We start from the raw sequence: 22176 nt of genomic DNA on the forward strand, positions 1-22176 counted from the left end.
TGATCGCGGGATCGGCGGGGTTCCAGAGGCTCCGCCCCTCGGATTTCCGCTTTCCAGATATAACGGATACCGTACCTGAGACGCATCAACCCTTGAGGAGATCCCCGGCGGCCGGGCGTCTTAAAGCGGTCAGGTAAACGTTGGTCATGCGTCTGAAAGCGGGATCCGCAGGAGTGGAAACACCCCCAGGGCACGCGAGTCTCCCCGCCTTCCCTCTCTCCCTCCTCTCCGCTTTTCTCTAGGCATTAAAAAAGCGACCCGCTTTTTACACGGATCACTTTTCTCAGTTCTTCCCCGGCCTCCCCTTCAGGCCGGGATCAGGCAGGTCTTAGAGGCTGCCGTTATTGATCACCTTATTCGGGCGGAAGAGGTACTGAAGCGGGGTCGCCACCATATGCATGAGCTTCGTGAACGGGAAGACGATCACGATCAGGAAGCCAAGCAGAATATGGATCTTGTGGATCAGCGAGGTATCGAGCAGGTGGATCCAGCTATCCGGCTTGAAGATGAAGAGACCCTGAGCCCAGTGGTCAATCGTCATGTAGGATTCAAGCGGGCTCTGGCTCGTCACGTAGGTGCCGAGAAGACCGGTGAGAATCTGCACGAAGATCAGCACAACGATCGCCTTATCCGCGAAGCTGCTGCGGACAGAGACGCGCTCGTTCGTGAAGCGGCGGACCATCATGAGAGTGATGCCGGCCAAAGCGACGATGCCGGCTGCGCCGCCCATGATGATGGCGAGAAGCCGCTTCGTCTCGTTGCTCATGAGCCAGATGTACAGGGGCTCAGGAGCGAGCAGACCGAAGATGTGGCCGAAGAACACGCCGATCACGGCAAAGTGAAAGAGCGGGCTGCCCCACTTGATCATCTTGTCGTTCGACAGAAACTGAGTAGAAAGCGCCTGGATCGTCGGGTTCGCGTGGCGGATACGCCAGATGAGACCCGCGATGAAGATGCCGAACGCGACGTACGGCAGGTAAGCGAACAAGACGCTGTAGATCCACGCGGTGGTGGCTGAAATTTGCTGTTCCATTTCAATTGTCCTCTGCTCGGATGGCAATCTTTTCCGTGGTCACCAGTCGGGGTGCCGCACCGGAAAGCGTCCGGAGAATAGTGATGAGCGGTGCGTAAGGGTGCTTCCGGTCGATGAAGCGGCGTTCCATCATGCGAAGGACACCGCCCACCTCGGCGAGAACCCGCTTGGCGTCCTCTTCAGTCGGCTGCGCCGACACGAATTCGAGGAAGAGCGGGACGTAGTCCGGAAGCTCAGAGGCGCTGCAGTCCATGCCGCTTGCAGCGTAGCTCTCGCGAAGGTCCTCCATCGCCTGACCCCGGTCACGGTTCGTGCCGTAGACGAAGTCAAAGAGATAGAGGCTCTCGGCGGAGTTTGAGTCAAAGAGACTCGAATACTCCGCCTGCCATTCGCGAAGCGACTTAAAACCCCTGGCCCAGGAGAGGAAGGTGCCGAGCGGCGACTCGGGACCCGTTTCCGTGATCCCTTCCGCCTTAACGAGCGGCTCCACTTCTCCCAGGTTTTCCCACAGCTCCTGCTCGGGATAATCGAGAAGAGATGAGAGAATTCGGTAGGTTTTGATCATACGATCGCCTCTTTAGAGGCCTCCGAAGAGACCGTTTTCCTTTTCTTCACCTTCAAAACCGAGACCGGTGCGGAGAGCGAAGAGTTCCGCTTCCTCACGGACCGCGGGAGCCGTCGGGATCACGAAGCGATCCTTGTAGTCGGCGATCGCGAGGAGCTTATACATCGCGGTGAGTTCCTCAGGCGTGACACCGGCCTTTTCGAGGATGTCCGGAGAGATCTCGTCGCCGAGCGTCTTCCCGCGCATGTAGATACGGAGCGCGACGAGCTTCCCGAGGGCTTCACGGATCACCTTCTGGTCACCGGCGGTGAGGAGGCGGGCGAGGTACTCAAGCGGAATACGCATGTCGTCGATGCCGGCGAAGAACTGCTCCGGCACGTCCTGGTGGCCGAGCGGAGAGAGCGGCGGAACGTACCACACCATCGGGAGCGTCCGGTATTCCGGATGCAGCGGGAAGGCGATCTTCCACTCCTTCATGAGCTTATAGGTCGGAGAGTTCTGGGCCGCGTCGATGAAGTTCTGCGACACACCGTCGCGGAGCGCGGCACGCTGCACTTCAGGATCGAACGGGTCGAGAATCAGGTCGAGCTGACGCTCATAGAGTTCGTTCTCGGGAGCGGCGGAGTAAGCCTCGATCTTCTCAGCGTCGAACAGCACGACACCGAGGTAGCGGACACGGCCGACGCAGGATTCGCTGCAGATCGTCGGTTCGCCGGACTCGATACGCGGGTAGCAGAAGATGCACTTCTCGGACTTGTTGCGGGCCGGGTTGAAGTTGATCTTCTTGTACGGGCAGGCGGAGATGCACTGACGCCAGCCGCGGCACTTATCCTGATCGATCAGCACCACGCCATCTTCGCTGCGCTTATAGATCGCGCCGCTCGGGCAGGAGGCCGCGCAGGACGGATGCAGGCAGTGCTCGCAGAGACGCGGCAGATAGAACATGAAGGAGGCTTCGAACTCTTCGTAGCCCACGGTGTCCGTGCCCTTGAGGTTCGGGTCAGCGGAACGGGCGGCGAAGGGGCCGGCGAGGTTATCTTCCCAGTTCGGGCCGTCTTCGACCTTGTCCATCCGCTTCCCGGTCGCGATCGAGTACGGACGCGCGGTCGGGGCGGTCTTGCGGCGGAGGCTCTGCTTCAGGGTGTCGAAGTCGAACGTGAAGGGTTCGTAGTAATCCTTCACTTCCGGCTGACGCGGGGAGCTGAAGAGCTTGCCAAGGATCGTCGGACGGCTGCCGTGACGCAGCACCGCCTTCCCGTCCTTCACTTCCCAGCCGCCCTGCCACTTCTCCTGGTCTTCCCACTTCTTCGGGTAACCAATGCCGGGCTTCGTTTCGACGTTATTGAACCAGGCGTATTCCATACCCTTGCGGCTGGTCCAGACGTTCTTGCAAGTGACCGAGCAGGTGAGGCAGCCGATGCACTTGTCAAGGTTGATCACCATGCAGATCTGTGCTTGTACTTTCATGGTTTGTCCTTATTCTCTAAATGGTTCTCAGGTATCGGCTTACCACTCGACATGGTCGAGACGGCGCAGCAGCACAAACTCATCGCGGTTCGCGCCGATCGTGCCCATGTAGTTCAGCGCGAAGGAGAACTGGGCATAGCCGCCGGCCATATGGGTCGGCTTCGGGCAGATGCGCGAGATCGAGTTGTGGAGACCGCCGCGCTTGCCCGTCGTCGGGGAGAGCGGGACGTTCACGGTACGGCCCTGGTTGTGATACATGTAGACCGCGCCTTCCGGGATACGCTGCGAAATGCAGGCACGGGCGATCGTCGAGCCATTCATGTTCACGGCTTCAATCCAGTCGTTGTCCTTCAGGTCGAGCTTCGCCGCGTCCGTTTCGCTGATCCAGATCACCGGGCCGCCTCGGCCGAGCGTCAGCATCACGAGGTTATCGGACCAGGTGGAGTGCGTCGTCCACTTGTTATGCGGGGTGAGGAGGTTCAGCGCGAGCGTCTTATCCTTGATGCCGAGCTTTTCCTTCATGCCGTCGATCTCGTGCTTCGCGAGCGGCGGCTTGTACCCCACAAAGCCTTCACCGAAGTCAAGCATCCAGGTGTGGTCGAGGTAGAAGCTCTGGCGGCCCGTAATGGTGCGCCACGGCATCAGGTTGTGGACATTCACGTAGTTCGCCGTGTAAGCGACACCGCGGTCCGAAATACCCGTCCAGATCGGGGTATTGAGCGAACGGCGGGGCTGCTGCACGAGGTCGTCATACGTGTAGCGGGTGGAGCCCGTGCCCTTCATCATTTCTTCTTCGAACGGCATGCCGGTGAGCTTCTCAAGGCCCTTCCAGGCACGGCGTCCAGCGGCGCCGTTACCGGCCGGGTCAAACGCGAGAATCATGTTGACCGCGTTGATGTCGGTATCAAGCTTCGGAGCGCCCTTCGCGAAGCCCTCTTCCACGCGGCCATTCAGGTCGCCGAGGGTTTCGTAGTCTTCGCCCGTCTTCCAGGCGATCTGGTGCGGCGCGACGCCCTTATCGCGGAGCAGCGGGCCGACAGCCGTGAACATGTCGTAAAGGTGCGGATAGTCGCGCTTCACTACCGTGAGGTTACCCATGGTGACGCCCGGGATCGGGGTCTTGCCTTCGGTTCTCCAGTCAACCGGCTCCATCGGAGCGGCGGGCGAGTCGTGGGCGAGCGGGGACATCATGATGTCTTCCTCAACGCCGAGGTGACCCACGCAGAGCTTCGAGAACGTACGGGCGAGATCCTTGAAGATGCGCCAGTCGGTGCGGGCTTCCCACGCCGGATCCACGGCCTTCGAGAACGGGTGGAGGAAGCAGTGCATGTCGGTCGAGCTCATGTCCGCCTTTTCGTACCAGGTGGCGGCCGGGAGCACGATATCCGAGTAGAGACCGGAGGTCGTCATGCGGAAGTCGATCGTCGTCACGAGATCGAGCTTCCCGACCGTGTCTTCGCTCTTCCACTTCGTGAAGAGCGGCAGCTCCTCACCCATCTGCTCAATGTTGTCACCGAGAACGCCGTTCTCGCTGCCGAGCAGATGCTTCATGAAGTATTCCATGCCCTTCGCGGAGCAGCCGATCAGGTTGGCGCGCCAGATGAAGAGGCACTTCGGGGAATTGCCTTCGCCGTCGATGTCTTCGCTCGCGAGGTGGAGGTTGCCGGAACCGAGCTGGTTCGCGACATAGTCACGCGGGGCGACGCCGGCCGCGTTCGCTTCGCGGACGAGGTCAAGCGGGTTGCGCTCGAATTCCGGCTCCGTCGGCAGCCATCCCATACGCTGAGCGCGGATGTTGCAGTCGACGAGCGACATCTTGTTCCTGTCTTCCTTATGCTTCGCGAGCGGCGAGACGAGGTCACCCGTCTTCACGCGTTCGTAACGCCACTGGTCGGCGTGCATATAGATGAAGCTCGTGGTGTTCATCTGACGGGACGGACGGATCCAGTCGAGACCGAAGGTGAGCTGAGCCCAGCCAACCTGCGGGCGGACCTTTTCCTGACCCACGTAGTGAGACCAGCCGCCGCCATTCACGCCGATCGTGCCGCAGAGCATGAGGAGGTTGATCGCCGCGCGGTACGTCATGTCGGTGTTGAACCACTGGTTCACGCCGGCGCCGATGATGATCATCGACTTGCCGCGGGTCTTCTCAGCGGTCTTCGCGAATTCGCGGGCCACATGCACGACGCGTTCGGAAGGCACACCCGTGATGATTTCCTGCCACTTCGGGGTGCAGGGGAGATCATCCGCGTAGCTGCGGGCGCAGTTCGGATCGTCGTAGCCGTTCTCAACGCCGTAGTTCGCGAGGAGCAGGTCAAACGTCGTCGCGACGAGGACCGTCTTGCCGTTCCCGAGGTCGATGCGGCGGACCGGGATCTTGTGCGAGATCAGGGAGTCGTGAGGCGTGGCAGCGAAGTTCGGGTTCTTGTACTCAGCGCCGCCGAAGTACGGGAAGAGGACTTCCACGACGTCGTCGTGATGATCCTTCTGCGAGAGCTCAGGCGTGAACTTGCGGCCGGTGCGGCAGTCTTCGTTCTTCAGGTTCCACTGACCCTTGCCCGCGTAACGGGTGGTCATCGTGCCGTTCGGGATCACGAGCTGGTCTTCGGTGTCACGGAGAACCGGCGCGAAGTTCGGGCGTTCCTTGTCGTCAAGCCCGAGGTTATCAGCGAAGTCGCCGGCACGGAGCAGACGGCCCGCGGAATACTGACCGTTCGGCTGCTCCTCGAGCTTCACGAGGAACGGGAGGTCGGTGTACTTGCGGACGTACTCGTCAAAGTACGGGGTCGTCCGATCCACGAAGAATTCCTTCAGGATCACGTGACCCATCGCCATGCCGAGCGCGGAGTCCGTGCCCTGCTTCGGAGCAAGCCACACGTCAGCGAACTTCGACGCGTCGGAGTAGTCAGGCGAAATGACGACAACCGGGGTGCCCTTATAGCGCACCTGGGTCATGAAGGGAGAGTCAGGGGTACGCGTCACCGGGACGTTAGAACCCCAGAGCATCAGGAACGCGCTGTTAAACCAGTCCTGGCTTTCGGGCACGTCAGTCTGCTCGCCCCAGGTCTGGGGAGAGGCAGGCGGAAGGTCGCAGTAGAAATCGTAGAAGGAGAGCGACGTGCCGCCGAGCAGCGACAGGTAGCGGATACCGGCGGCGTAAGACACCTGCGAGAACGCGGGAATCGGGGTGAAACCGGCGTTGCGGTCCGGACCGTACTTCTTCGTGGTCCAGATGTTCGCGGCAGCCATGATTTCGTAGGCCGTATTCCAGTCCATGCGGACAAAGCCGCCCAGACCGCGGACCTTCTTATAGGACTTAGCCTTTTCCTTATCGGAGACGATTGAACCCCAGGCCTTCACCGGGTCCTTTTCCTTCGCCTTTTCCCAGAGCTCGAGCAGCTCGCGGCGGATCATCGGGTGCTTCACGCGGCCCGAGTTATAGAGATACCAGGAATAAGAAGCGCCACGCGGGCAGCCGCGCGGCTCATGATTCGGCATATCGGGGCCGTTATCCGGGTAATCGGTCGCCTGGATTTCCCAGGTCACGATTCCCTTCTTAACGAAGATTTTCCAGGAACACGAACCGGTACAGTTCACGCCATGCGTGGAACGGACCACTTTATCGTGCTGCCAGCGATTGCGATAAAACTTTTCCCAGGCACGCGCGGCGTGATCCTGGGCGCTGAAGTAGCGAAGATTGGAAAAGGCATCAGTCATTTTTTTGTTCTCCTGAAGGTTCCGGCACTGCGGGCTGCGACGTCCCGTTTGACGCGTGCCGGAACCGATGGGGGTGGTTTTCAGGCTATTAGTTGGCCTTACGCATCATGCCGAGCCAGTTAAGCACGATGTTTGCAATTGCAAAGAGAGTGAAGACAAGGAAACCGAGACCGTAGCCGGCGTTGCCGTAAGCGGTAACGACAGCGGCGAGGATGATCGGGAAAACGAAGCCGCCGAAAGCACCGAGACCGCCGACCCAGCCGGAGGCACCGCCGACCGACTTGGCCACGTAGACCGGTACGAGCTTCATCACAGCGGCGTTATTGAAGCCGAAGGCGACAGCGATCACGATCGTGATGAGGAAGGTGCCGAACCACGGGAGGTTGAGGTTCATCAGGGCGCAGGAGATAGCGACGACGAGAGCGCCGATGCAGACCTTCTGACCGCCGACCTTGTCAGCGAACTTGCCGCCCGGGACGCGCATCAGAGCCGCGAGAATCGAGAAGATAGCGGTAAGAGCGCCAGCCGTGATCGGCTCCAGACCCTGGGCACGGGTCCAGTAGGTGGGGAACCAGGCGGTAAGAGCCATGAATCCACCGAATGTTGTGAAGTAGGTGAGAACGAGGAGCCAGGTCTGCGGAATGCCGGCAGAAATCTTGAGAGACTCAACAATGTTCCCGGTCGGGAAAAGTTCCTCGTCGTGCTCAACCGCGGCCTTCTTCGCTTCCTCGTGGGAAACGCCGTGGTTACGGAGCTGGAAGTACGGGGCATTGCAGGAGATCACCGCGTAGAGAATGCCGCCGATGATGAGAACCGCCGTGAGGACGTGGTAGGCGTTCACGAAGCCGATACCCTTAAGGAGCAGCGGCAGACAGAAAGCGAGGACACCGGCAGAGGCCGTGCCGAGACCGCCGAAGACACCGAGGGCGAAGCCCTGGTCCTTCTTGCGGAACCAGTAAGAGATCTAGCTCACGCCGACCGAGAAGGTCGCGATACCGCAGCCCGCGAGGCAGCCGAGGAGCAGGATCACCGGGTAGAGACCGGCCATGTTCTCAGGGAAGCGCGTGGAGAAGAGGATCGAAAGACCGATCAGGCCAATCGCGGAGCAAAGCATGAGGAAGTTGAAAGACTTCCGGCCGCCGTTCACGTCAACAGACGCGCCGAACGGAATACGAAGAAGAGAGCCCGAAAGCGACGGGACGGCAACGAGAAGACCCACTTCCGCCGGGGTAAGACCCATAACATCCGTCAGGGCCTTAGCGGTCGGTCCGAAAAGGGAAATCGACATCGCGCCAAAGAAGAAGCCAAGGGTTGCTGCAAGAAGGGCCCGGTTGGGGGACCCGATCAGCTGAAAGTTTTCTTTGCTCATATCTGATTGGTTTTTATAGCGAAGCGTCCGGAGCGGAACCGCGAGGAGTTCCAGATTCAGCCGAGATCAGACGCTTCATGTGTGTTTTTGGGGAAATCGCCCTTCTTTACTCAAAGCCCCTGTTTTCAAGGGTTTCGCGCAAAGAGTAAAAAACCCCTAAATCCCCTGATTTATTTGGGAATTAGGGCACTTCATGGAACGCCTGCATTCTAAGTAACGGCTATTGGCTACGAAATATGGAGAACGGGCTAATCCGTCCCCACCCTCTCACAGCCGGATGACTAGTCCCCTACACGAAAGGGTGTACCCATTTCATACAGGTATACGCCTATTATTTCTTTAAATACAATTATTTAATAAAACTGCCCCTCGGTCCCGGATAACGCCGTTACTACCTACTTTTTAAAGTTGTAGAACAAATGCATCTTTTTATTCAGCCTTAAACCTGAGCCTGAAAGACTCATATCAAAGATGCCCAATCCACCGAAGTGACTATCTGACAGAGTCCACTTCGGAGTAGCTTAGGGAAAGCCATAACTACCTAGCCCGTTTTTAGCATCCCATGGACATGGGGGTGCCGCTTCACGGGACAAAAAATAGTGGTAAAGAGCACCATCTTTATCTATCCCTCGCGAAGCCCCGATTCTGCAGGGTTCCGGAAGGTATCTGGTTTCATCGCCCGTCTTCAGATCATTCGGGCGGCTGATCCCTTAGCCATTCCGGTGTCACCTTTATCAGCTACAGCCATGGGCTGACGGACGTTGTTTTTCTGCGTATCTGTGTGTCGGAAATTTCTGCCTCAGCCTGCCATTTCGTATGGCAAAGCTTAAGATTTACTATTTGATTTCCTCAAAACCCGGAAACACGGAGGATCCTTCCCTTGGCTTCCTACTTCATCATCCTGATCGGCATCGGACTGATTGCGGGAACTTACATCGCGAATAAGGCGAGCAGTAAGAAAACTAAGACTCCGGCTGACACCAGCGGAATCCACGCTGTCAAAGGCTGCAGCTCGACATTGCTCCTCGCGGGGAGCGCGGTCGTGCTGGGACTCGTGCTTCTTGCACTTATATTTCTCGCATAAGTATATGAAGTGATTCTTAATTAGATTCGCTTTGAGAGGCTTTTCAAAAAAATTTTATGAGTTCCTGATAGGCTTTCAGAAAGATCTATCAGAAGCTCATAGCTGCTAATAGAAATTATTGAGGCTCTATTAGAGAGTCAGTTCCTTTCCTCAGGGGCTGATTCCAGCCCATTCGCTTTATTCAGATACTGGAGCATGAGAGCGAGCTTCCCCGGCGTGCTGATCCGGAGCTTCTTATAAATGCTCGCCTTGTGATTCTCAATCGTTTTCACGCTGAGCCCCAGGCGCTCAGCAATCACGTGGTTCTCAAGCCCTGAGGCGATAAACACGGCGATTCCCCGCTCCCGATCGGTGAGACTCGCGTAAGCCGGCTCACAGTCTTTCGGCGAGAATCCCAGCTTCCGCGCGTAATAGTCCTCCGTCACCGCGCGGCGCACAGTGCTGAGAAACACCTCCGGATCGATCGGCTTCTGAAGGAAATCAAAGGCGCCGACCTTCATCGTGTGAACGGCTATATCGATCGAGCCGTGCGCCGACAGAAAAATAATCGGAAGGCGGATGCCGCGCCTCGCCATTTCTTCCTGCAGCTCGACGCCGGTCATCCCGGGCATCCGGATATCGAGGACAAGGCAGCCGACGTCACTCGGCATATCCTCAATCAGAAAATCCCGGGCAGAGGTCCAGCTCCTCACCTGCCAGCCGTCCTGCCTGAGAATGAAGGAAGCGGATTTGATAATAGAGAGATCGTCATCCACGAGTCTCACCACCGCGTTTCTCAGATCAGGCTTCATCATGCGTTCTCCTCAGGAAGCGAAATCACGACTCGCAGCCCCGTAGGGTCCGCGCGCTCAAACCGGACTGTCCCGTTATGCTCTTCCACCAGCATCCGGACAATCGAGAGACCGAGTCCCAGCCCCTCAGGCTTTTCAGACTGCAGCACGGTTTCCGACAGACGGCGCATCGATTCGTCAGACAGCACCGGTCCGTTATCTTCCACGCAGAGCTCTGCCCGGTTCCCGTTTTCCCGGACGGTGATGGTCACCTCAACCTTTTTCTCCGGGTCTGTCTGAGCCTGGAGCGAATTCCGCAGAAGGTTCACCACCACAAGCTCAAGCTCCATCGCTTTCGCGGTCACCCAGATCGGAGATTGAGGCGCCTCGATCCGGATTTCGTGGCGCCGGCCGGAGACGGAGGTTTTCTCAAAAGAGGACACCGCCTGACGGACGATCGACACGAGATCCTGCCTTGTCCCCTCTTTCCGCTTTGACTTGACGTACTCGCACACCTTTTCGACGATCCCATACGCGCGGCTGAATTCCTCATTGATCGAGCCGAGGAGCTCCAGAATCTGCTTTTTCATCGCGGGCGCGATTTCGGCTCCCGGTTTGCTCACGAGACGCTTCAGCCCGAAAACGTAAAAGGAAATGGCGTTCAGAGGCTGCCCCATTTCATGCGCGAAGAGGCTGCTCATCTGCCCCATCGTGCCGATCTTTTCCCAATACTCAATCTGACGCGACGCTTTAAGCGACTCCGCCTGAAGCCGCTTCTGGTCCGCGAGCGCGGCCTGAAGATGGCGGGTCCTTTTCCGTACGAGCCAGCTCACCGTAACGCTGTGAAGAATCAGAAGGACAATCAGCACGGCAATGCCAATGATCCAGTTCTTATATTGAAGAAGGATCGAGCGGATCCCCTCACCCCTGTGATCAAAGGACAGCTCGAACTTTCGGATCACGGCGTCGACAGCGCTGTAATTGGTGACGAGGCCCCATTTCAGGTGATCGCTTGCCGGGGCGGAGAGCAGCGCCCGGGTGACAGCCTGTGCGTCATTCGCTGAGAGGTTCGGGGTCCCGCTGATCACGATCCCTGGGTAGAGCCCGCTAGTCAGCGCGCAATTCAGCTCAACGCTCCCTTTCGGGCTGAGTGTCCGGAGCCAGCTGGTATCCAGGTCTTCAGCCGCCGCGGTCCTCTCAATCTGACAGGCGGGAAGCGCCACCGCGTCCGCGTCCCCCTTCGCGAGGTGATCGAGGAGGCTGGGAACCGGCTCCCCCGATTTTTCAATATGGACATACCGGGCTAGCTGCTGCTCCGGCGACCGGAAACTTTTTTCGCTCACCTCGCTCCCGAATTCCCCTAGAACAGCTTCGGTGCCGAAAAAGCCGGACCCATTCTGCAGGAGAACCTTTTTTCCTTTGAGTGAGGGAATATCCGTCAGGTCGGTCCGCGACGATCTCACAATAAAAACCGTGCCGAGAGACCGGTTGGGGTCGCCGTCCTTATCCTGCATGCTGCCCGCGAGGTCCCGGACTCCGGAAAAACCGAGGCGTCTGAAGAATCCGCTTGAAGCGATAAAGAGCGACACCTCGCCTTTATCGAGACTGGATTTCAGCTCCTCGGATGTAGTCCAGACAGTCTTCACCGCGTATTCGGGAAGTCCGGCGGCAATGGCGTCAGAGGATCGGATCACCCAGTCCCGCATAAAGGACGGAACATCCTCCTGATTGATATAGAGCGTGAGGACCGTCTTTTCCTCCGCCGCGGCTGAGGCAAGCTCCGAAACCCCAAGGAGGATTGCCGCGAGGATAGCAACGCCTCTACGCATGCTGCCTCCCCACCGTGTTCCCCACAATCCAACCAAAGATGATGGCTTTCCCAAGCGCGGTGCCGCCGATAAAGGCTTCTCCATGGAAGCCGCCTGTCACTTCTCCCGCGGCGTAGAGCCCGAGGATCACTCTTCCGCCAGCGGTTAAGACAGCTCCCTCCTGATTAATCGCGAGACCGCAGTAGGAACCCATCATTCCGGCGAGCGTCGGAAAAACATAGAACGGAGGCTTAATGATCCTCGAAGGTCTCCCGTACCCGAAGGTGAGTGAATCACGCCCGAAATCCGCGTCGTGTCCGGTTTCCACAAACCGGTTGTAGCGCGTCACGGTCCATGAAAGATTGGATGGATTGAGACCGGCTTTGGCCGCTACCTCATTAATAGAGTCTCCTGAATAGAAGATCACCTGACCATCCGCTCTGACGGGGTGCGCGAGGAGCTTCGCGTCCACCTCCCGGGCCTTCATCTGACGCTGCCGGATTTCCTCATCGAAAACGAAATAGCTCTGGTTATGCTCTTTCTCGAGAGCAATGCGGCCGATATCGGTATAAGGGAGAGACTCGTTCACGAAACGAAGTCCCTGCTGATTCACGATCATCGCGCCCCGATAGCCGACATGTGTAAAGTCACCTATCGTCGCGGGAAAGAGTGAGAAACCGTAAGACGCGTGCAGAAACCGCATATCCCGGAGCCCCGCGTGAAGCGGGAGCGCCATGGAAATGCCGTCACCATCGGCACCGGCCGCGCAGACCCGGACAGCGTTCGACATCGTCGGTCTGCAGCGTCGTACCCAATCGGGGCGTCGGAGAAAACCGCCGGAAGCCAGCACCACCCCATATTTCGCCCTGAGGGTTGCCATGCTCCCGCCTCTTCGGACAACGACCCCTGAGACTCTTCCGCCCTCCGTTTCGAAAGTTACCGCCTGAGTGTTTGAGGCGATAACCGCGCCTGATTTCACCGCTTCAGACCGCAGCTTCTCCATCATGGGAACAATCCGATAGGTATGAGCTCTCGGCATACTGATACCGCTTCCGGTATCAACAGCCACTGGGTTGATTCCGTTTGCGGAGAGCCATTCGTAAACCGGATGGGAAAACTTCAGATAGGCCTTCAGGAGCTCGGGATCATTCCGGTAATTTCCCGTCCGGCGCATGTCTTCATAGAAAAATTCGTCTTTATCCCGAATCCCGCGCGCCGCCTGATAGGGTGTCTCAGAAAAAGCAAACACGCCTTCACTCAGAAGCGCTGCCCCGCCGGTGAATGGGGTCTTTTCAAGAATCAGAACGCGCCGGAGACCATTCATGGAGCTGCGGATCGCGGTCATCAGTCCCGCTATGCCGGCACCAACGATGATGAGATCCCAGGGCTCGGTCCGAAGCCTGTCTAAGCCAGAGGAAAAAACGCGCTGAGGCATAGAACCCGACGTCTCTGCGGATAACAGCGCCGCGCCAAGCAGCAGATTTCGCCGGGAAAGTTTCATGGTCTTTTGGATTTCCTGTCAGTTAGTGCTGAAGTGAAATTATAGAAATAACGTTCTGATAAAAATCCCTGAATTTCTCTCTACTTGCCACCGGTCAACTCCCCTAGGGGAGCCGTTTTTTAGAGTCGAAAACATAAGGAAAAACGTTTTAGACATTGATTTGGAGAGGAAAATATCATGGCAAACGTATCACGCCGTAAGCTTCTTGAAGGCAGTATCGGTGCTGGTCTGGCAGGTCTTGCTCTGCCGGCTGTCGCGGTCCCCGCAAAGAAGCCCCGTCATTGGGATGAAACTTATGATGTTGTCATCCTGGGGGCTGGCGGAGCCGGGCTTTCAGCTGCCTGTGCTGCCCGTGAGCAGAATCTGAAAACCATCGTGTTGGAAAAGAACGGATTCCCCGGAGGATCCTCGTTAATTTGTACAGCCATGTTTTCGGTCGCGGGAACGGATTTCCAAAAAGAAAATCACGTTACGAATGACTCTGAATCCCGGTATGAAGCCGATATGCTGAAGCTGGGAGGCAATTTCAATGATCCGGCAGTGGTTCATGCCTTTGTTCACGCCGCGAAAGTTCAGTATGACTGGATGCGGAAAATTGGCCTGAAACCGAGATCGCTGGCGCTCGGCGGCGGGATGACTCGTCCTCGCGGCCATGTTTTCAATCCCCCGCAGGTGATCGACACTCTTCATCGCTACGCCACTCAGCATGGAGCCGTGATCCGCTGCAATACTCCTGCTCAGCATCTTGTATGGGACGAAAATCTCCGTCGCGTAACGGGAGTTCTGACTAAAGATCAGTCAGGAAAAGTTCGCGCGATCAAAGCAACACGGGGCGTCATTATCGCTACAGGCGGCTTTGCCAGGTCAAAGAAAGTTCTTCAGAAATTCAATCCCTACCTGACAAACTGCGACGTGCTCTCCGCCAGCGGTTCAACCGGTGACGGACTGCTTATGGCGCTTGAGCTGGGCGCCGATTTCCGGGATACCGCTTTTATTAAAGCCACCTATGGCTCAAAACCCGGCATTACTTCATCGAAAGAGTCCACGACCATCTTTTACAGCGGCGCCATCATCGTGAATAAGGACGGCAAACGCTTCGTTGATGAATCTCAGACCTATAAAACTCTGTCCGACGCCGCACTGAAGCAGCCAAAGGGAGCCTCGTACATTGTTTTTGATTCCAACATCCTGACTGCCGGTCTTAAGGAACCTCAGGGGCGCGAACTCTTTGAGATGATTCCAAAGGGAAAGATCCCGCCCTATGTGTTCTCTGGCTCAACCGTGGAAGAGGTCGCCAAGAAAGCAGGCATCGATTCTTCCGGACTGGCTGAAACGGTCAGGAAATACAACCGCGACGCAGAAACCGGAACCGACAGCGAATTTGGCCGGAAGTCTCTGGCTTCCGGTTTAGGAAAACTCGTCAAGATAGAAAAGGGACCGTTCTATGTTTTCCCTGCTTCAAGCGTGCTTTATGGAACGTACTGCGGTATCCGGATCAATCCGAAGGCTCAGGTTGTCGATGTCTTCGACAACATCATTCCGGGGCTCTACGCCGCGGGGGAAGCAACGGGTGGCGTGCACGGGTCCAACTACATGAGCGGATCGGGTTATGCCAAAGCACTTTCTTTCGGAAGGTTGGCCGCAACAATGATTGCCAAAGAAAAATAGTTTCTTAAAACAATAAAAACAGTTCATCTCTCCTCAAAACTTGAGCCTTCAGTCGTTTCTGAGGGCTCTTTTCTTTGATCTCCTTTATCTGTTTAGACCGCGCCGAATTGCCGTTCGTCAACTCCCCTAGGGGAGCCGATTTTTAGAGTCAGAAATATAAGAAAACGCTTTTGAAGTCTTTTTTTGGAGAGGAAATCAAAATGTCGAATGTATCCCGCCGCAAGCTTCTTGAAGGCAGTATCGGTGCTGGTCTGGCAGGTCTTGCCCTGCCGGCTGTAGCGGTTCCCGCGAATAAACCCCGTCATTGGGATGCAACCTATGACGTTGTCATCCTGGGAGCAGGCGGAGCCGGACTTTCCGCAGCCTGCGCCGCCTGTGAACAGAATCTGAAAACCATCGTTCTTGAAAAAAATGGATTCCCCGGCGGATCGTCTCTGATCTGCACGTCTATGTACGCGGTCGCGGGTACAGATTTCCAGAAGGAACACAACGTCACCAAAGATTCTGAAGCTCTTTTCGAATCGGACATGATGAAGCTCGGCGAAAACTTCAATGATCCTGCTGTCGTCCACGCGTTTGTCCACGCATCGAAAGTGCAGTACGACTGGATGCAGAAAGTGGGACTGAAGCCAAGGGAATTGGCGGTCGGCGCCGGAATGAGCCAGCCTCGTGGACATGTATTTACGGCCCAGAAGGTTATTGAGACGATGTACGGCTATGCTGGGAAGCACGGTGCCGCGTTCAGGTTCAATATGCCGGCCAAGCATCTGGTGTGGGATGCCGACACTCACCGTGTCGTTGGCGTGATTGCCGCCGGGAAGGATGGCAAAGAACATGCCTATCAGGCTAAACGAGGCGTGATTATCGCGACCGGCGGTTTTGCCCGTTCTCCCAAAGTTCTAAAGAAGTTCAATCCCTACCTCACTAACTGTGACGTACTCTCCGCCAGCGGATCTACCGGGGACGGACTCCTGATGGCGCTGGAGCTCGGTGCTGACTTCCGGGACACCGCCTTTATCAAGGCGACGTATGGATCTAAACCCGGACTGACCTCGGTCACGGAATCAACGACGATCTATTACAGCGGCGCCATCATCGTGAATAAGGCCGGTCAGCGATTCGTTGATGAATCCCAGACTTATATGACGCTCTCCGATGCCGCTCTTAAGCAGCCCAAGGGAGCTTCCTACATTGTCTTTGATTCCAACATTCTGAATGCCGCAATGAAAGAACCTCAGGGACGGGAACTCTTTGAGATGATTCCCAAAGGCAAAATCCCTCCTATGTCTTCGCGGGCAACACGCTTGAAGAGGCGGCCACCAAAGCGGGCATCGATCCTAAAGCGCTGACGGCAACGGTGATTAAATACAACCGCGATGTCGATAAAGGAGCTGACAGTGAATTCGGCCGGAAATCCCTGGCTTCCGGAATCGGAAAACTCGTAAAGGTTGAGAAGGGCCCCTTCTATATCTTCCCCTCCTCCAGCGTCCTCTTTGGAACTTACTGCGGCATCCGCATCAATCAGAAAGCTCAGGTGGTCGATGTCTTTGATAAGGTCATCCCGGGTCTTTACGCTGCTGGGGAAACAACCGGCGGCATCCATGGGTCCAACTACATGAGTGGATCGGGTTACGCCAAGGCGCTGTCCTTTGGCCGTCTGGCAGCGACCTCAATTGCCGCGTCAAAGTAGCTGAATCGCGAGATCCGATATTTGGATTTATAAAGTCCACAGGTCATTAAACAGGCCTGTGGATTTTTTATTATTTCCTAATAGCTTTTATTATTTCCTATTAGGAACTCATATTTTCTTATTAATTTCTATCATAAAAAAGCCCCGAACCGGCAATGCCGGAATCCAGGGCTATCGGACAGTCTCGGTCAGCGAACCGTCAGAGGCGGTCACGGTACGGGAGCGTCAGGAATTCAAAGCCAGTACCAAACTTTCTCACGCGGCCGATTCCCGGGAACAGCAGATGACCGCCCGCGAGGAGATGCGTTGAATCCGCGAGTTCCGTGAAGAGATCGATACGTTCCGCCGCGGCGCGCTTCGGGTCCATGTCGTAGCGGGCGGAAAACGTGGGATCCGCGAACTGGACCGCTGCCACGTGAGCGACGTCACCGGCGAACACGATCTCACCCTGCTCCGTGTCGAGCACAAAGAACGCGTGACCCGGCGTATGACCCGGATGGAATTCCGCGGAGAAGTCACCGAAAAGCGTTTCCGCCTTATCGATCAGTTTCAGGTGACCGGCTTCCTCGTACGGGGCGAAGAACTCAGCCGTAGTCTTCCGGGTTTCCTCAGGAACGCCCTCACCCGTGAAGAACTCGTAATCCGTCTTCGGAACCCAGACCTTCGCTTTCGGGAACGCGGCTTCACCGTTATGCGTAAGACCTGAAATGTGATCCGGATGGCAATGCGTAATCAGGACGTCCGTGATCGAAGTCGGTTTCACTTCGGAGAAAAGCCGCGTAAGAGCGAGCCCCTTTCCAATCCCGTAGCCCGTATCAATCACAACCGAACGGCGGCCGCTCTTGATATGGAAGACGTTGACGTAATGCTCGAGCGTATCCGGGGTCTGGCAGCTCTGACGAACCAATTCCTCAATACGTTCTTTAGACGCGAGAGAAAGTCCCGGATCCTGAGCACGGGTGCCGTCAGAAATTGAGGTAACAGTCACATTACCGAACTCGTAATGCCGGATGCCTTCCATGTCCTTTTTATCCATAGTCGTACTTTCCTTCGATTCCGCTCCGAACGGCAGACTGATAGCCGCACCGGCAGCCGCGGCGGCTGAGAGCAGCACACGGCGTGAAAAGGGAGGCTGGCTCATAACACGCTCACTTCAGAGTCTCTAATACGGTGATATTAGACCGGAGAGTAGATGCCGTGAAACTCTGACGGAAAAAAGAATCCTCTCCGTACTCTGATCGCTTTCAGGTGAATTATCAGTTTCTATTATTTGCTATTAAAAACTAATAGATTTTGATAGAAAATATCAGGTTCTATCAGAAGCTATCAGAAAAAACAGAATAAAAAACGATCGTGAAAAAAACGTCATTCACCAGCCCAATACCGGCAAGGCTGCCTAAATCGATCTTCACCAGGACCACGACGCCGGGCGGTTTGCAGAACTGACGAAAAGCCTATTAGCAGCTAATAGGAACTGATAGAAACGCATAGTTTCTAAGAAGAAACTATCAGCCGCTCTTAGAAAGGAGCGTAGCTGCTGTGTTCTGTCAATAAGATTTCCTCACCTTCGCCAAGAAAAGTGCACAAGGATCGAGATTTTCTTCGGGAAGAAAGCTAGGAGGATCAAGAAAAGAGAAGGAACTTTAAGAATTAATCCTGCGACTCGTCGTACGACTAGTTCTTATTCGGGGACTTCCGGAATCCAGGGGTGCAATTCAACAGAAAAAAAAGAAATCCGCACCCTCAACCAAATAAACAAAGAAAAACGATCAGTCCCATGAAAAAAGGCATCTGATCGCCTTTCTGAAGTCTTATCAGATTCTATTAGTTCCTAATAGCATTTATTAGGAACTATCAGAAACGCATAGGATCTCAATAAAAACTATTTGCCGTTTTATTCGGCGTCCTCAACATCGTTCTCAATGTTCTTCAGAACGCGGGCCGGCACACCGTCGACAACGCAGTTATCCGGGACATCTTTCGTGACGATAGCACCCGCCGCCACAACGACGTTGTTCCCGATCGTAATGCCAGGAAGAATCGTCACGTTGCCGCCGATCCAGACGTCATTTCCGATTTTGACGGGCTTCGCGATGCCCATGTGCTTACGGCGGGCAGCGGGAGAGAGAGGATGCCCCACCGACGTGATCAGCGTGTGGGGTCCGATCATCACGTTGTTCCCCATCGTGACAGGCGCGATATCGAGGATCGTGACGTTGTAGTTCGCGAGGAACTCATCACCCACATGAATATTGAGCCCGTTGTCGCAATTGAAGACCGGCAGCACAGTGGGATGCTTGCCGCAGGAACCAAAAAGCTCTCGGACGGCTGCTTCGCGTTCCGCCGCATTCTGCATCGGAATGGCATTCAGCTTCTGGGCGCAGGAAAACGCGTGCAGCTTTCTCCCATCCACTTCCGGATCCATAAAGTCATAAGGGAGCCCCGCGTCGAGCTTCTCAAGTTCAGTCATTGCCATCGAAATTTCTCTCCGATTTCCTGTAACCAATCAACAGCCCCCGATTATAGGAAGAGACGATGTTAGAACTGAGGCTTCCGGAATTTCTATGAGTTCCTGATAGTTCCTAATAGTTTCTGATAGATACGCATAGTTTCTATCAGGTTATATGAAAATAGCGGTACGCCTTGTTTCTGATCGGGGACTCTGGCTTGGCACAAAAATTCACATCCGCCTTTTCATCAAGACACTCCACGGACCGCGTGAGACAGGTACGGTTTCCGTTATATCTGACTTTAAAAGATCGGATGTATACCCTCGACGGCTTCAGCCACGTCAATCGACGAGACGTAGATGAGAATTCCCGATTTTTGGAAGTAAATTTATGATGCAGAAGAATCGCTTGTTTATCGGGTAATTATGTGGTTTTAATAATACCTTTTATGAATAATTAATTAACTTTCTGGTGATTAATTTAAGCAGTTAAAAGAACTTAACATACGCCACTTGACTATGAGCCTTTCCCACTCTCTGAAGCCTCTGCTTTTGCCTCTCACAAACTCTTTCCAAGGCACAGTTTTTTCAATATTATCTTTAGGTAATTTCTTGTAGACCCATACAGACGTAAACAGCACAGGGACCGTCCGCAGGTACGGTAAACGTTATAACTGGCTGACTCCTGACTTCCTCATTAAGGCCAAAACCTATGTACCACCATTCTTTGGTGGACCTGCTGCTTTTCTCCGCTGTCGCTGAAGAGTCCTGTCTTACGCGCGGAGCCAGAAAGGCACATCTCGCGGTTCCAGCGGACCACCCGCTGAAGGATCGGGAGATTGTCGACTTCTCAGAGGCGCTTGAATACGAATTCGTGACGCTCGATCGGAACTTCGCGATGCAGAAGTTCCTCTATGAGAAAGCGGACGAAATCGGTCGCGTCCTGAAGTCACGTCTCGAGGTTGAGGATCCGCTGATTCTGCTCCGCCTCGTGAGCGAGGGGCTCGGTATCGGTGTTCTCAGCCGCAAAGCTTTTACATCGCTCTCAGCGTATGCGAAGGCGGTTCCGGTACGTCTCTCGAACCCCTGGGCTCAGAGAGAACTCCGAATCGCCGTCAACGAGGATCCAGCGCTCCGCGGTCCCTGGACCTCAGCGCTCATCAGTCATCTGACGCGCGACTCGATCGATAACGTTTACCGTACCCAGCTCTTTTGATTCCGTCTATTAATTTCTAATAGGAACTAATAGCTCCTGATAGTTTCTTCATAAAACCTATCAGGAGCTATTTTTCTTACCGATCAAAGCGGGAAAACCTCATACCCGTTGTTCACTCGCTGGAGCGAACCTCGTATCTCAGAAGCCTGAGATTTTCCCTCTCTATGATTTTCTGTTAGTTTTTAATAGATACTATTAGAAACTATCAGTATCCAATAGAAAGTATTGATGTTCTATGAGAAATGGCAGATGACTTTGCACCTGGAGAAGAAACCCAGAATGGGGAAACATCGCTGAGAGAAAAGAGCGGGGAGAGGCCCGACGGCAAAGTGATACGAGGGCGGCAAGAACCGCAAGGAGATTGATTAGCCTGCTATCAGAATCTCATAGAAGCTAATAGCATCTAATAAAACATATTAAATCCTGATAGAAACTCATAGCTTCTATCAGGATTCATGGGTCGAAGGATCGAAGAACGGAATCAGAGTCCGTCTTCCAGAATCTTCACGATCGCGAGGTTGATGATGCCGGAGCGGGTCTGCGCTTTCTTTTCACAGAAGCGATCCAGTTCTTCAAGCAGGGGAACCGGGATCATGAAGGAGCACATCTTTCTCTGAACAGGAGCGTGCTTCTTACGGGCCCGTTCCGCCTTCTGAGGGGCAGCCTTCTGAACGAAATCGCGGATCTGTTCGCGGTTATCAGGCTCTTCTTCAGCCTTCTTCTGTACAGCCGGTTTATTCGTAACGCTAAGATCGATAGACATTGCCGTCTCCTTTGGCTCGTATTTTACTTGGCTAAGACCGTCTGATTCACAAGATGGCGGACTTCAGCGCACGCCTTCTCGTTTCTCGGCTTCATCTCGTAGACAGAGAGGCCGTGATTTCCAGCCTCCTCAAACACGACACGCGTGGTGAGCTTCGCGTCCACGTATTTGATGTCATCAAGGCTCCGCAGGAACTGCACCACCTCATGATCATTCTTCGTCATGCGGGTATGCGCCTGGGAGATGAAGACGTAGGCCTTGAACTTCGCGCCAGCCTCTTCACGAGCCTTCTGAATGACGTCGCGGATGTTAAGCGTGAAAGCGAGAAGGTCGAGTCCGGTCGGACGGCACGGAATGAGGAGCGTGTCGCAGATTGCCATGGAGGCGCGGAGAGCATCCGTCTCACGGCCGCCAACGTCAATCACCACATATTCGTACTTCTCATTCAGTTTTGGAACGCGGTTCAGGATCTCACGACCATCCGTGATGACCTCGGTTCTCAGTTTCGGAGAAACGAGGTTCTTTTCGCGCGACTGAATCGCGAGATTGGAGGAACCCTGCACGTCCGCGTCAACCAGGCAGACTTTCGCTTTTTTCTGCACCAGCAGGTAAAGCGCTACCTGCAGAGCGGCCGTGGTTTTACCCGTTCCGCCCTTAGTGGATGCAACCGCAATGATCATTCGAGCCCCCAGAAAAATGTTTTTTACGATCTGTGCTGTAGATGTCATTTTCTAATAGATGCTAATAGCATCTATTAGAATTTATAGATGTTATTCATAAATATTAATATTTATTGAATAAATCAAATTGTATGCAAAATCCAAAAGCAGCGCAAACAGAGGCAAAAAAACCTACTTAAACGGACATTTCCTGACAGCCGTTCAAAAGAATCAGAGGTGTCAGTCATTTATCAAAAACTATCAAATTCCGGTACGGTAAACGTTATCGGAGGGAAAAACAGGGTGATCCGGAAAAACCGGTCAGTACTGTTTGTTTCCTCTGTGGACTCAGAGAGTTGGACACTTTTCTTCAATCATCCCTTCATCTGAAGAAAAAAACGGTTGGGTTCCCGTCTC

16 protein-coding genes and 1 pseudogene are annotated in these 22176 nt (G+C 54.9%); 5 read left to right on the forward strand and 12 right to left on the reverse strand.

The window, feature by feature from the left end; translation table 11 throughout:
• Nucleotides 1-328: 328 nt before the first annotated feature.
• From narI to BN1936_RS11885, 5 genes and pseudogenes are all read right to left on the reverse strand, one after another.
• Nucleotides 329-1033: a respiratory nitrate reductase subunit gamma gene (gene narI, locus BN1936_RS05015; protein ID WP_049686797.1), complete on the reverse strand. Its 705-nt coding sequence runs from the start codon at nucleotides 1031-1033 to the stop codon at nucleotides 329-331.
• A gap of 1 nt (nucleotide 1034) precedes the next feature.
• Nucleotides 1035-1598, reverse strand: coding sequence for a nitrate reductase molybdenum cofactor assembly chaperone (narJ, locus tag BN1936_RS05020; RefSeq protein ID WP_049686798.1), 564 nt, complete (start codon nucleotides 1596-1598; stop codon nucleotides 1035-1037).
• Nucleotides 1599-1610: 12 nt separating this feature from the next.
• Nucleotides 1611-3065, reverse strand: a complete 1455-nt coding sequence (gene narH, locus BN1936_RS05025; protein ID WP_049686799.1) for a nitrate reductase subunit beta — start codon at nucleotides 3063-3065, stop codon at nucleotides 1611-1613.
• Nucleotides 3066-3104: 39 nt separating this feature from the next.
• A complete protein-coding gene (locus tag BN1936_RS05030; RefSeq protein WP_022442929.1) occupies nucleotides 3105-6782 on the reverse strand; it encodes a nitrate reductase subunit alpha in 3678 nt (1225 codons plus the stop codon).
• Nucleotides 6783-6870: 88 nt separating this feature from the next.
• Nucleotides 6871-8151 (reverse strand): annotated as a pseudogene (locus BN1936_RS11885) (MFS transporter).
• 880 nt (nucleotides 8152-9031) lie between these two features.
• Here BN1936_RS11885 and BN1936_RS05040 point away from each other — a divergent pair.
• Nucleotides 9032-9235, forward strand: a complete 204-nt coding sequence (locus BN1936_RS05040) for a hypothetical protein (RefSeq protein ID WP_022444423.1) — start codon at nucleotides 9032-9034, stop codon at nucleotides 9233-9235.
• A gap of 137 nt (nucleotides 9236-9372) precedes the next feature.
• Here the strand turns inward: BN1936_RS05040 and BN1936_RS05045 are convergent, their stop codons facing one another.
• Genes BN1936_RS05045 through BN1936_RS05055 form a run of 3 tightly spaced genes read right to left on the reverse strand, consistent with a single transcriptional unit; the run spans nucleotide 9373 to nucleotide 13248 of the window.
• Nucleotides 9373-10029 carry a response regulator transcription factor gene (locus BN1936_RS05045; protein WP_022444424.1) on the reverse strand — a complete coding sequence of 219 codons (657 nt, stop codon included), beginning with the start codon at nucleotides 10027-10029 and terminating at the stop codon, nucleotides 9373-9375.
• Nucleotides 10026-11834 (reverse strand): sensor histidine kinase, encoded by a 1809-nt coding sequence (locus BN1936_RS05050; protein ID WP_049686800.1) that lies wholly within the window; start codon nucleotides 11832-11834, stop codon nucleotides 10026-10028. Before BN1936_RS05050 ends, BN1936_RS05045 begins: the two co-directional genes overlap by 4 nt.
• Entirely contained in the window at nucleotides 11827-13248 is a 1422-nt protein-coding gene (locus tag BN1936_RS05055) for an FAD-dependent oxidoreductase (protein ID WP_157274775.1), read from the reverse strand. Before BN1936_RS05055 ends, BN1936_RS05050 begins: the two co-directional genes overlap by 8 nt.
• Before the next feature lie 243 nt (nucleotides 13249-13491).
• Between BN1936_RS05055 and BN1936_RS05060 the strand changes: the two genes are divergently transcribed.
• The 3 genes from BN1936_RS05060 (at nucleotide 13492) to BN1936_RS11815 (ending at nucleotide 16672) form a co-directional block, all read left to right on the forward strand.
• Nucleotides 13492-14982 (forward strand): FAD-dependent oxidoreductase, encoded by a 1491-nt coding sequence (locus tag BN1936_RS05060; RefSeq protein ID WP_082164474.1) that lies wholly within the window; start codon nucleotides 13492-13494, stop codon nucleotides 14980-14982.
• 200 nt (nucleotides 14983-15182) lie between these two features.
• Nucleotides 15183-16331 (forward strand): FAD-dependent oxidoreductase, encoded by a 1149-nt coding sequence (locus BN1936_RS05065; RefSeq protein ID WP_022444428.1) that lies wholly within the window; start codon nucleotides 15183-15185, stop codon nucleotides 16329-16331.
• An 8-nt stretch (nucleotides 16332-16339) separates the two neighbouring features.
• Entirely contained in the window at nucleotides 16340-16672 is a 333-nt protein-coding gene (locus tag BN1936_RS11815) for an FAD-binding protein (protein WP_022444429.1), read from the forward strand.
• Between the two features lie 199 nt (nucleotides 16673-16871).
• Here BN1936_RS11815 and BN1936_RS05070 read toward each other — a convergent pair whose 3' ends face one another.
• Together BN1936_RS05070 and BN1936_RS05075 are read right to left on the reverse strand one after the other, a co-directional pair.
• Entirely contained in the window at nucleotides 16872-17813 is a 942-nt protein-coding gene (locus BN1936_RS05070; protein WP_049686802.1) for an MBL fold metallo-hydrolase, read from the reverse strand.
• A 753-nt stretch (nucleotides 17814-18566) separates the two neighbouring features.
• Complete coding sequence (locus BN1936_RS05075; RefSeq protein ID WP_049686803.1) at nucleotides 18567-19148, reverse strand: sugar O-acetyltransferase; 582 nt, start codon at nucleotides 19146-19148, stop codon at nucleotides 18567-18569.
• A 685-nt stretch (nucleotides 19149-19833) separates the two neighbouring features.
• On the opposite strand from BN1936_RS05075, the gene BN1936_RS05080 reads away from it, so the two are divergent.
• Entirely contained in the window at nucleotides 19834-20337 is a 504-nt protein-coding gene (locus BN1936_RS05080; RefSeq protein ID WP_022444432.1) for a LysR substrate-binding domain-containing protein, read from the forward strand.
• Between the two features lie 481 nt (nucleotides 20338-20818).
• On the opposite strand, the gene BN1936_RS05085 is transcribed toward BN1936_RS05080, so the two are convergent.
• Nucleotides 20819-21100: a hypothetical protein gene (locus BN1936_RS05085; RefSeq protein ID WP_022444433.1), complete on the reverse strand. Its 282-nt coding sequence runs from the start codon at nucleotides 21098-21100 to the stop codon at nucleotides 20819-20821.
• A gap of 23 nt (nucleotides 21101-21123) precedes the next feature.
• Nucleotides 21124-21780: an AAA family ATPase gene (locus BN1936_RS05090; RefSeq protein WP_022444434.1), complete on the reverse strand. Its 657-nt coding sequence runs from the start codon at nucleotides 21778-21780 to the stop codon at nucleotides 21124-21126.
• Nucleotides 21781-22176: the final 396 nt, after the last annotated feature.

It is taken from the genome of Dakarella massiliensis (assembly GCF_001182045.1).
In the GTDB taxonomy this organism is placed as follows: Bacteria; Pseudomonadota; Gammaproteobacteria; order Burkholderiales; family Burkholderiaceae_F; genus Mesosutterella; species Mesosutterella massiliensis.